9 protein-coding genes and 1 riboswitch are annotated in these 10,513 nt (G+C 51.7%); of the genes, 3 read left to right on the forward strand and 6 right to left on the reverse strand.

The genetic code is table 11. The annotated features are described in order from the left end of the window. Nucleotides 1-956 (forward strand): DUF1492 domain-containing protein (locus tag ACOJWD_RS06275; protein ID WP_486992368.1); only part of this gene is annotated, 956 nt, incomplete at its 5' end. Nucleotides 957-1,115: 159 nt separating this feature from the next. Here the strand turns inward: ACOJWD_RS06275 and ACOJWD_RS06280 are convergent. Beyond that, nucleotides 1,116-2,618, reverse strand: a complete 1,503-nt coding sequence (locus tag ACOJWD_RS06280) for a DHA2 family efflux MFS transporter permease subunit (RefSeq protein WP_486992369.1) — start codon at nucleotides 2,616-2,618, stop codon at nucleotides 1,116-1,118. Nucleotides 2,619-2,676: 58 nt separating this feature from the next. Beyond that, on the reverse strand, nucleotides 2,677-3,282 hold the full coding sequence (locus ACOJWD_RS06285; protein WP_486992370.1) for a TetR/AcrR family transcriptional regulator: 606 nt from the start codon (nucleotides 3,280-3,282) through the stop codon (nucleotides 2,677-2,679). A 188-nt stretch (nucleotides 3,283-3,470) separates the two neighbouring features. On the opposite strand from ACOJWD_RS06285, the gene ACOJWD_RS06290 reads away from it, so the two are divergent. Beyond that, nucleotides 3,471-3,965 carry a GNAT family N-acetyltransferase gene (locus tag ACOJWD_RS06290; protein WP_486992371.1) on the forward strand — a complete coding sequence of 165 codons (495 nt, stop codon included), beginning with the start codon at nucleotides 3,471-3,473 and terminating at the stop codon, nucleotides 3,963-3,965. A gap of 149 nt (nucleotides 3,966-4,114) precedes the next feature. Here ACOJWD_RS06290 and ACOJWD_RS06295 read toward each other — a convergent pair whose 3' ends face one another. The 4 genes from ACOJWD_RS06295 to ACOJWD_RS06310 all read right to left on the reverse strand — a co-directional run bounded on the left by ACOJWD_RS06295 (nucleotide 4,115) and on the right by ACOJWD_RS06310 (nucleotide 8,623). After that, nucleotides 4,115-4,939: an arsenite methyltransferase gene (locus ACOJWD_RS06295; protein WP_486992372.1), complete on the reverse strand. Its 825-nt coding sequence runs from the start codon at nucleotides 4,937-4,939 to the stop codon at nucleotides 4,115-4,117. A gap of 58 nt (nucleotides 4,940-4,997) precedes the next feature. Further along, nucleotides 4,998-5,351, reverse strand: a complete 354-nt coding sequence (locus ACOJWD_RS06300) for an ArsR/SmtB family transcription factor (protein WP_486992373.1) — start codon at nucleotides 5,349-5,351, stop codon at nucleotides 4,998-5,000. Between the two features lie 203 nt (nucleotides 5,352-5,554). Continuing rightward, nucleotides 5,555-6,748: a DNA glycosylase AlkZ-like family protein gene (locus ACOJWD_RS06305; protein ID WP_486992374.1), complete on the reverse strand. Its 1,194-nt coding sequence runs from the start codon at nucleotides 6,746-6,748 to the stop codon at nucleotides 5,555-5,557. A gap of 1,053 nt (nucleotides 6,749-7,801) precedes the next feature. After that, nucleotides 7,802-8,623, reverse strand: coding sequence for a hypothetical protein (locus ACOJWD_RS06310; protein ID WP_486992375.1), 822 nt, complete (start codon nucleotides 8,621-8,623; stop codon nucleotides 7,802-7,804). Between the two features lie 423 nt (nucleotides 8,624-9,046). Further along, nucleotides 9,047-9,218: riboswitch (M-box (ykoK) riboswitch) on the forward strand. A gap of 193 nt (nucleotides 9,219-9,411) precedes the next feature. On the opposite strand from ACOJWD_RS06310, the gene ACOJWD_RS06315 reads away from it, so the two are divergent. Then, on the forward strand, nucleotides 9,412-10,513 hold a 1,102-nt coding region (locus ACOJWD_RS06315; RefSeq protein WP_486992376.1), incomplete at its 3' end, for an NRAMP family divalent metal transporter.

Below are 10,513 nucleotides of genomic sequence, written 5' to 3' on the forward strand. Positions count from 1 at the left end.
ATTTGTCGTTGCCATTATCGGGCCTGACAGTCACCGCATACTGGCGAGAAGACTATGACGCCTGCCGCCAGTTCATCAGCGAGTGGAATCGGCAAAGTTTACCTCTTTCACACGACAAAGTCATGAACCTTTTTGACGATGTGATCGCCACATGTCCCGAAGCAATTCGCGTGACGCGCACCTCAGAGGGCGTACCGATGGGAGTATTTGTGGCAGTGCCACTTCATCAAGCATCCCTCGCCCTCTTGGAAAACTATCATCCGAAATTAGTACAGGAACTTCTGTCACGAAATCTCGGCATTACTCGATGCCGGATCGATGAAGCCACCGCCATGTATAATATTTTAGCCGGCATCAATTTCCATCAGAATCACTATGCCCCTCAAGAAATTCTCGGTGTGATAGCCCGAGACCAGCTGTCATTCCAAGCGGGAATATTAGGGCTCTTGTTACTCACCAATCCTGCGCTGAAACAATTCCTTCGGTCCTTAGGCTATCAATCGCAACCATTCCCTATTAGCGGAGATCCTGATCTTAACGAAGAGTTGTTCGTGCTGGACTTACGCCAGCAACACTTTGGGCAGTGGATCCGACAGATCTTGTCAACACGACTTGACATCAAGTCCCATGAGCCCATAAATGCTGAGGACGTCCGCTATTTTCTCAATCACTGGAGCGAACCGACCGCCCTTAGCCTATCACCCCTACTGACGGCCTTGAACGAATCGGTCTCCACGGTAAAATGCGCGATAGAAAAACTCTTAAACGATCCCCGACAACCCTCGCTGTCGTCTCGAGATCAAGAAATATTGCGCCTTACTTTTTTGGAAAAGGGACACTCGCCACTTCAAATCGCAGAAGCTCTTCACGTCAGTCGAGCGACCTACTATCGCTATCTTGATCAAGCGCTTGAGCATTTATTGGAAGCCATGACGCGACTGGGAGCCGAACATTGAGACGAACCTGAGACACCAAAGTCCGAGTTTTAGCTTATGATAACAACATATTACTAATCCTAATGTTTATGGTTATTTGCTCGCACGGTTAGGGAGAGGCACGGCTTTTCCTAATCGTGCGATACGTATTGCCATCCGCGTCCATGCCTGCCACAACTGCTAGCTAACATCCGTCGTGGTTTCGGTGGTCTTTCGGGGAACCCGAATCGCCACTGCAAGCACACATCCGATGACACTCATCAGCCCCACCACACCCATGACGTCGTGAAATCCCAACGTTTGTCCTCTGTGAACCACCTGTACCACGGTGGTCGCCGTATGCTCGGGGCTCGCCAGCGCATGACGTACTTGTGACGCTGAAAGATGGTGTCTTACCGCCTGAGAGCTAATTCGCGCTTGTTCTCGCGCGGCAAAGAGGCTCACCAAGAGACCAATGCCGATGGTGCCAGCCAGTCGCTCCACAATATTAAATACGGTAGTACCATCCGGTACCGCACGGGCAGGTAGCGCATTCATCACACTGTTGAGAAGCGGTTGAATGACCAGTCCAATCGCGAAACCACGTCCAATACATAGCACTGCTATGACCCACGCGGGCGACACTACCGTGACCAGATATAATGAAAATGTACTGAACGTTAAGAGAACCAAACCGATGAGAACCGTAGGCCGGATACCCCATCTTTCTGGCAGGGTGTTCCCAATAACCGCTCCAACGCCCGTCATGAGTCCTTGCGGAAGAAGGGTCATACCGGCCACCAACGCGGTTCGTCCCTGAACGGACTGCATAAATACTGGAACCAAAAAGACGACACCAAACATCACGATTGAGACCAGCGCAGACAGGATCAACGCTATAACGGATTGCCCATTATCGAAAACGGAAAGATTGACGATCGGATGCTGGCGATGGCGTGACCACCATCCATAGAGTACCAAGAGAACGATACCTCCCATCACGAACGGCCATACCGTTACAGAACTCCATCCGCGTTGTGGGCCCTCGACGGCCCCATAGCTCACTGATGTCAGTGCCACAGCCAATCCGATAAATCCTACGATATCAAAACGCGGTACATCAGCGTGCGCGGCCCCTCCTAAAAGGGGAGGTATATGACGGACCCCAATGAGAGCCACCAGTCCCACCGGAACATTGACCAAAAAGATCAACGGCCATCCACCGAAGTGGATTAATACGCCCCCCAGGGCCGGAGCAATGGCAGGCGCCAAAAACAACACCATTCCAGCCGCCGCCGGCATCTGCTTTTTCGTTTGACTGTCGGATCCAAACAACATATTCATCGCCAAGGGCACTAGAGGCCCGCCAAAAAGTCCCTGAACCACACGTGTGGCTATTAACCAGGGCAAGGAGGGCGCGAGTGCACTCAATCCCGAAAAGAGAGTAAATCCGATGAGGCTCACGGTATACAAGCGCAAAGAGCCCCATCGCTTCGCACCATCCGCCACAAGAGCCAGAGTCAGTCCTAGCGATAGCAGGTAGGCGCTCGCAACCCACTGTGTCCCTTGAAGAGATGCATGTAGATTCTGCGCGATCGCTGAAAGGCCAACATTCACAATACTACTGTCTACCATCGTTAAAAATGGGCCCGCCAAAAGCCCGACCATCACCCATCCACGAAGCGACACTTGCGGTGGTTTCACAACGTGTTCCTTCTTTCTTTGACCGGTTGTTCGGTCAATCATAGTATAAAAAAATTTCTCAGGTCTTTTGGCCCGAAGGCGATGTAAAGAGACCGATAACCGCCTCAGAAATCGCCGGCACGCTCCCCGTGATAGCATGACTGACCGCCATCCCCTGAATGCAGGATCCCAGTACCATGGCGAGCTGCTCCGGGTCTCCCTCCACCACTTCATTCTCCATTTGACCCGAGCGGATGAACTCTATCAGCATCGTTTGAGATTTCCGAGCAAATCCCGTTGCTTGCTCGCGAGCCTGCGTAGGCACAGCATCACTCACAAATGCTTGCATAACCACCATAAACATATCGGGTTGCTCAATGAGTCCCTCCAGGGATTGCGTGATCAGCCATCGAAGGCGGTCAGCAGCACTGCCGGGCCGGTTCAGCGCCTCCTCGAAAAGCATGATTGTACCGCGACTTGCACGATCGACCAGCACCGCGTAGAGCTCCGATTTGCTCCCAAAGTAGTGATAGAGAAGGCCCTTGCTCATAGACACTGCTTGCGCAATATCTTCAATGCGAGTACCGACGTACCCATAATGCGCAAAGAGTCGCGCGGCCGCTGATCGAATCTGCGCCTGTCGCTGTTCACGAATTTCTTGATTGGCTGAGTCTGTACGTGGCATAGCTTCAGGCCTCCTGGCAATGACCGTTTGGTCAATGATAAACTTCGCGAGCCCCCTGGTCAAGGAAAAGTATCGTGGTTCACTGACCCCAGTGATGTCCTTGGGGGCAAATCGCGCATGATATAATGCAACACAAAGGATTTTCGATGCACAGGTATAAACACCACCGTCGAGATGAGAGGATCTTCATGCTATTTCAAACCCATGATGCATATATCGACGTTGTGAATCCAGAAGATATTGCGGATCTCGTCGCTATATACAACTCTCATCGCCACTTCTGCACTCATCATCTCGGTCGCCACACCGTCACCGCTCCGTGGATGAAGGATGAAATACGCACCGTAAAAGATGATGGATTTGTGCCGTTAAAGATAGTAGAAAAATCGACTCAGCATGTCATTGGGCTCCTCGATGTCAAAATCGACCGGGAGACCTACCTATCCCTCCTGATGATACATGAACAATGTCAAGGTCGTGGCTTCGGACAAAGCGTCTATCATTCGCTTGAAGCGTATCTCAGGATGCACCAAGGGCAGTCGATCCGCATCGACGTGGCAACCGAGTATGATGCCCGTGTTATGAATTTTTGGCGTAAAGACCAGTTTCAAGCACTCCACCAAGTCACGCTTACATGGCACGGAGCATCTTTTGCAGCCCTAACGATGACAAAGATACTGTAGTTTGCGTACATGATTGGAGCTCCGATACCGCGCAGGTACACTGTGGCCCACGAAGTTCAGCACGACGTCTTGGTGGTAGATGGCGCCACCGCAACATCTCATACATTTTATGTTTATGCCTGATTTACGATTGGCCCGCCATCAACCAGTTAGTCATCAATTGGTGCTGGTGCGGGTTTTACGGCTTCAATTGTGGCAGAGACTACATAATTGGCAACATCGTGGCCCGGTGACCATTGTCGGACAAACTCCCGACTTTCATCCTTTGGGCCGATACAGATGGATGAAAATCCCGCTTCCTTCAGCATAATTTCGATGTCGCTGATCAATGCCGCCCCTCCAATGCAACCAGCTAACAACGCCATGTCATCACCAACCTCTTCAGGTAAACGAGCCGTTGCTACTACATCAGAAATGGCTAAACGCCCTCCTACCTTCAACACTCGAAACGCCTCGCGAAACACTTGCCGTTTGTCAGGAGACAGATTGATGACGCAGTTAGATATGATGACATCAGCAAACCCGTCGCTGATCGGTAGATGTTCAATTTCTCCTAACCGAAATTCGACATTCGTATAGCCACTGTGTTGAGCATTGTTCCGGGCCCTATGAATCATCTCTGGGGTCATGTCAACCCCTACGACACGTCCAGAATCGCCAACCTTTGTGGAAGACAGGAAACAGTCGAAGCCTGCACCGCTTCCGAGATCCACCACAGTCTCTCCCGGCCGTAAGGCGGCAATGGCTTGAGGATTCCCACAGCCTAACCCGAGATTCGCGCCAGCGGGAACATTTTCGATCTCGTTTGAGGAATAACCTAATTGCAACGAGACCGTCGCGACCGATCTGACAGAACCGTCTGAACAGCAGGATGCAGGAGCGCAACCGCAACCAGCCGTGTCCCCTTTTCTTGCGACCTCGGCATAATTCTCACGAACAGCAGTACGAATTTCATCAGGATTAAATGACTTCATTTGACATCCTCCTACGGTTTGCTCATCGATCAAGATCGATGAATCCAACAAAAAAAAATTAGGTGGCGGGTAAGACTGCGATAGGAGGCAATGAACTTTCACCTCGACAGATCCTAACCTCTTCGAGAAACCCCTGTAAAGCGATCAGCGACGGCTCGTTGACGGCATAGACGCTGTACGTGCCGCGGCGTTCATGTGTCACTAAACCGGCCTCGACGAGAATGTGCAAATGGTGCGAGATCGTCGATTGAGATAATGGGATGGCCCGGGTCAAGTCAACGACACAACAAGCCGATTCATGAGATTCAATCGCTCCGCAACAAGACGTTTCACCCGATCCTCTCATGAGCTGCATGAAAAGTGCATAACGTACCTCATGTCCCAAGGCTCGAAAGATGTTAACCCAATCCATGGCACACACCTCCATCGATAAATATCGATTAATAGCAGAATAACCTAGGGTACACCCTCCGTCAAACACTCGGCGCATCCCAATTCGACGCACGCAATTTATTCTTATAACACGCTCATATGCGATGCACAGCGCCGCACAACGAATGTCATTGATAAGAAGTCCTCATGACCGCCCATCCGCTTGACGATATCAATCTCCGATTACGCATACCCATTTTTGGGACCGTGCCACTCAATGTCCTTCATTCCCAATCGCTCAGAAAATGACGCCAATGCGCTCTCAAAGTGAGCCAGAAATGTCGGACTCGGTCTAAATCCCTCTTCCCAGGCGATATTATGAATAACCAACTGACTGTCTTTGCGGCGGACCTCCGGATCGATGCGACCCACCAGCTGGTCGCCCGCCAAAATTGGCATCCCGTAGACACCAAACGTCCTCTTCGCCGCTGGCACATATACTTCCCAGCGATAATAAAAATCAAATAAATGCTCAAGACGCTTGCGATCCCACAACAGATTGTCCAGCGGTGGCAAGAACCAAATACGATGTTTTGGCCACAACCGAGAGCTTTCATTCCAGTACTGTAAGCGTTCGATGTCCACGGTTGCGACATAGTACGGGGAATCCACGTTTTCAATACTTACTGGAGTAATGGTGCCTTGCTGCACGCGCCGGTGAAGTTCGGCTTGTCTCCACGCCATGGGATGTGTTCCCCATCCAAGCCGCTCATGTCCACCACGCACAAGCTTATAGGCGCGAATATATTTATCGAACAAAGCCGCATCCGCCTTGAGGGGCGCGCAGGAGAGCGAAGCCTCCCAGAGGTGACTGGGGACAACTCGCTCAGGAAGGTCGAAATAGCGCATGGTTCCGACCCGCTCCACCACCATAATTCTTGCCGTATCCAGCATCAAGTTGAGCACGTGGCTAGTGGTTTTGGTGGACGCAAGTGAGGTATCCCAATATCCTTTCACTTTCTCAGTGCTGTCAAATGCACGGGAAGGCAATGGGCCCTCGGTGCGGAGCCGATTAACGATTTCCTCTACTACCGATGCGAACTTTCCCAACTCCCCATCGAGCCGTGTGCGCATACGTTGACGCGTTCCTTCCAATAAAGGGTAGTCACCTATCGGCAGAATAGATGCTTCATTCGCCCGGTACTCAAACACGTTATGCTTCTTCAACGCATCGATTAAATCGGACGGTTGATAGTGGGCATAGCGTGCCGAAAGAACTAGGTCCTGGTTTCTGCTGACGCGTGCCACCGGGTCAATTTGCACCGCTTCCAGACGCTGTATGTGCTGTGAAACGGGTTTCCGAGCGACCATCAAATGCAGATCTAATGCCTCAAGCAAAAAACGACGTGCTCCGGATTGCGACACCCGCAATGTCAAATGGGCTCCCCTTCTTTAAAAGATCAAATATTTTCTTGAGTCATCTAGGCCACTGTGCATCATTCCCGAAACGAGTGCAAGCGGCGCAGAAAAATATCCGCAACGGCTCACGGCGGTACCCATTTTTGGGTATTCGTATCCTGTGGTTGAGGCAACTTTTTGGGTGCCATCTCCTCCGCCGTTATAAAATCATAGGCTGTGATGGACCGAGACGGAAAACACCTTTGAGAGGCACGCCATTGCCACGACTTCCGAATCGTTTGAATCTTCCTGGATATGTGATCGCGGATATTTCTGAGATAGACGTTCCCTACTACGTTTCTTCAAAAAAGAGTGATGAGTTGGCACCATGCCCGCATGGCCACGCCGTTCGGCTCGTGGGGTTTGGTCGCCGGACGCAATGGATGGATCAAGGGCCCTCCCATGCATAGCACGCGGGAGGCGTAATATCTGCAGCCTGTCGCTGTCAGGTCTGCGCCAGAACGCCTTATGAAACGTTGCCGCCGGCGGATGCCCAGCAGCTGATGACGGATACAACGTAGCCTCCGAGCAGGGACAGATTGGCCGCGAAACCATAGTTCCATCTACCATTTCCTCGGGTCACAACCGGCAGGAAACTTCGGGGTGAGTGTTTTGGGGATTCAGATGCGTTAATGGCGCATGTCCGGGTCTGAGGCGGTGGGCGGCCCAAGAGAAACTTGTCATGACGGTTAAGCCTCGAGACCGCCTTCGACCTACGCGAAAGCACTCCGTCTCTTTGCGCATGACGCATCGACGCCCTTGCATGCAAGAAACCCCCGAAATTGCCAACAGCATCTGTAGGCATCATCAGGCACAGGATCGCTCGTCAAACGCATAGTCAACGCGTGGACGCTTGAACGGAACGGTCCCAAATGGAGGGCAACAATGTGCACAAGGTAGCCACACTATTTCCAAAAATCCTAGCCCGTTTGCTCCGTCCAAAATATGCATCCAGTTGAGCCAATTCGTATCCCACCCAGCCTGCACTCCTGTACTCATCGATGGGAGCCATGTCTCCACGCAAATCGATACCTAATTCTCTGAGTTCATCTCCCATTGTCCCAGCTGATATAGGCTCTCCAGATCTTCACGATCTTCAATAGACAACCATGGACTTAATATCATGACGATCTCTTTAAATTTTTCAGTAGTCAACCGCCCCAACATGTGGCTCACATCCGTTTGATCACCAGTCCTGCCGGCATCAAGTTTCATCCAGACAAGCCAAACCAAAGGCATGATCGGTAAGCCATCATGAAACTCATCTTGCGCCTCAGTAATCGCCCGTGCTGCCCAATCCGCATCGGACGTCAAAACGTCGATTTCTAAGTCGCCGTTCGAATAGGTCCATCCTGCAATGCTTAGCGGGCCCTTGCGACTCCACCCGTTATCTCGGAAAAACGCATCCCATATCTCCATATCTTGAATCAAGACGACGATATCTAAATCGTCGGTCTGACGTGGGCGTGCATAATAATTAACGGCCATGCCTCCGCATACGGCAAAATACGTGGGAGAATGTTGTAATAATGGAAGCCATGCTGGTGGCATTATTCCATTCCTTTCTCCTGTGTAGACATGAGATCCCTGCCCCTGTTTAGCTCGCCTTTTGCTCATTTGGATGAGCATCCACCGAGTCATTAATGTACGGACACGATGCTCCGAGAGGTGCACGCCTAACGTAGGCCAACTAATGCGCCAGTGATCCGATTCCCATGTCCACTCAGGGTGCTCTGCAATAGAAGGCGCAACGCCCCGCAACGCGACCAGGCGAGATACCGGCATCGTCACCCGAGGGTGATCTACAGCGACCCACTGGCCCGAAACAATGTAAAAAGCCGGTTGCGAATTCATCTAACCCACCCCATCTCGCAACTTTACGCATAGAAATGTGATGAGTAGAGTATATCCCAGCACAATCGCACGATCCAGAACCGCCTTCTACTCGCCACCGGGATCGCCATAACTGGATTCTATAGCGGCATCGCAATGCTCGCGGTAGAGCGTCGGGCCTTTGTCATACGTTTGATCAATAGCGTCTCGCCGTGATGAAACCGTCTCGTGCCACAGTCAGGGATAATTGGTCAAGTGGGTAACAATATCACGTTGATGGGGAAGGATACCAGAAATTTGTGGAAAGCCTCCTCATCTCTCGCAGAGTTCGGCCACGGCTTGTCCCCAAGCCGTGCGCCTTCGCAGAGCACCGCAATACGAATACACCTAATTTTGATCTCCGGGTTGACGTTTTTTATCAAACGGCATATCATTTAGGGTGACGATAATCCTCGTTAGGCGAGGCGTCTACATTAATATAGGCCACTGCGCCGACCCGTCGAAAGACGCTAAGGAGTAGACCAGAAGTTGCCGGGTTAAGGCTTCTTCCAAAGTGGCTGAATCTCGTTGAGATTCTCACGTGATGTAGTGCCAAAGCTCAACTAGGGGGATGACGGATAGTGCCGTTTGTCCTCCTGGATTTCAGGAGGCTTTTCTTTTTAAGCAAAGGAGGCGACCCGGGTGAGTACAGACCCTGGAGGCAATAGATATCCCTTTAGTGGGAACCATCAATATTATTCTGTGCTTTCCCGAGTATCCTTCGCGCAATAGCCGATCACTCCTCGGGGGAGCCTCGAGGAGTGATTACTGTGAAAAAAGCCGCGACTGCGCTATCCATCTATGAAGAAGAGGCCCGACTGCGTGCCGAGGACCAGGCTCGTGTTGAGGCTCTACGACAATCGCCAACGCTCCTCAAAAAGCTATTGCTCATGGCGGCGCTGATTGGCCCAGGCATTCTGGTGATGATCGCCGACAACGATGCCGGCGGAGTCATAACGTATGCCCAGACCGGAGCAGCTTATGGCATTGGATTTTTCATCCCTGCGATTGTTTTAGGCGGGATTATCGCATTTGTTGTGCAGGAAATGACGGTTCGACTAGGTGCTGTCACCCATCGAGGGCATGCAGAAATGATCTGGGGACGATATGGTGCCTTTTGGGGCTGGTTCTCGCTCGCAGATTTAGTCATCGCCAATTTACTGACCCTCATCACCGAATTTATCGGAATCACAGTGGGCATGTCCGTGTTCGGCGTTCCACCCGTACTCAGCGCTCTGGGCGGCATTGTGGTAGATGCGTCAATTTTATTAGTACTACGGTATCGTTCCTGGGAAAGAGTGTCATTGTGGATCGCCGCCGGTAACCTTGTTTTTGTACCGCTCGCCCTCATGGCACACCCTGACTGGAATCGAGTGGCGGCAAGCTTTCAGCACTGGACCATCCCTGGCGGGTTCACAGCGGCGTTCTTATTTGTGGTACTGGCCAATTTTGGAACCACCATCGCACCATGGATGCTATTTTTTCAACAAAGTTCCGTCGTCGACAAGGGCCTCACTGTGAAGGATGTCCGTCACGGGCAAATCGATACTGCCATCGGATCGCTCATCATGGTATTAGTGGCTTTAGCCATCATTATCCTCACGGGCACCCTGGCATTTGGCCACCCGGGAGCACAAAATTACAATATTGAGCAAATCATCGCGCTCTTAGGACGGCGTTTAGGTTCCACTGGGGAATCGCTGTTCGCACTGGGACTGGTCGAGGCGGGTACTATTGCAGCGATTGCGTTGACAGCCAGTACCTCATGGGCGATGGGTGAAGCGTTTGGGTGGCCGAAGAGCATCAATGCGCCGTTTCAGCAGGCCTGGCGCTTCTATCTTCCCGGGCTCTTAAGTGCCGTTATCGCCGCCG

The organism is Sulfobacillus sp. TH-112 (assembly GCF_057473405.1).

Coding starts and splice junctions, on each gene's coding strand:
- ACOJWD_RS06285 (WP_486992370.1), bottom strand. CDS start 3,282: ATGCCACGTACAGACTCAGCCAATCAAGAAATTCGTGAACAGCGACAG.
- ACOJWD_RS06295 (WP_486992372.1), bottom strand. CDS start 4,939: ATGAAGTCATTTAATCCTGATGAAATTCGTACTGCTGTTCGTGAGAAT.
- ACOJWD_RS06310 (WP_486992375.1), bottom strand. CDS start 8,623: ATGAATTCGCAACCGGCTTTTTACATTGTTTCGGGCCAGTGGGTCGCT.
- ACOJWD_RS06290 (WP_486992371.1), top strand. CDS start 3,471: ATGCTATTTCAAACCCATGATGCATATATCGACGTTGTGAATCCAGAA.
- ACOJWD_RS06300 (WP_486992373.1), bottom strand. CDS start 5,351: ATGGATTGGGTTAACATCTTTCGAGCCTTGGGACATGAGGTACGTTAT.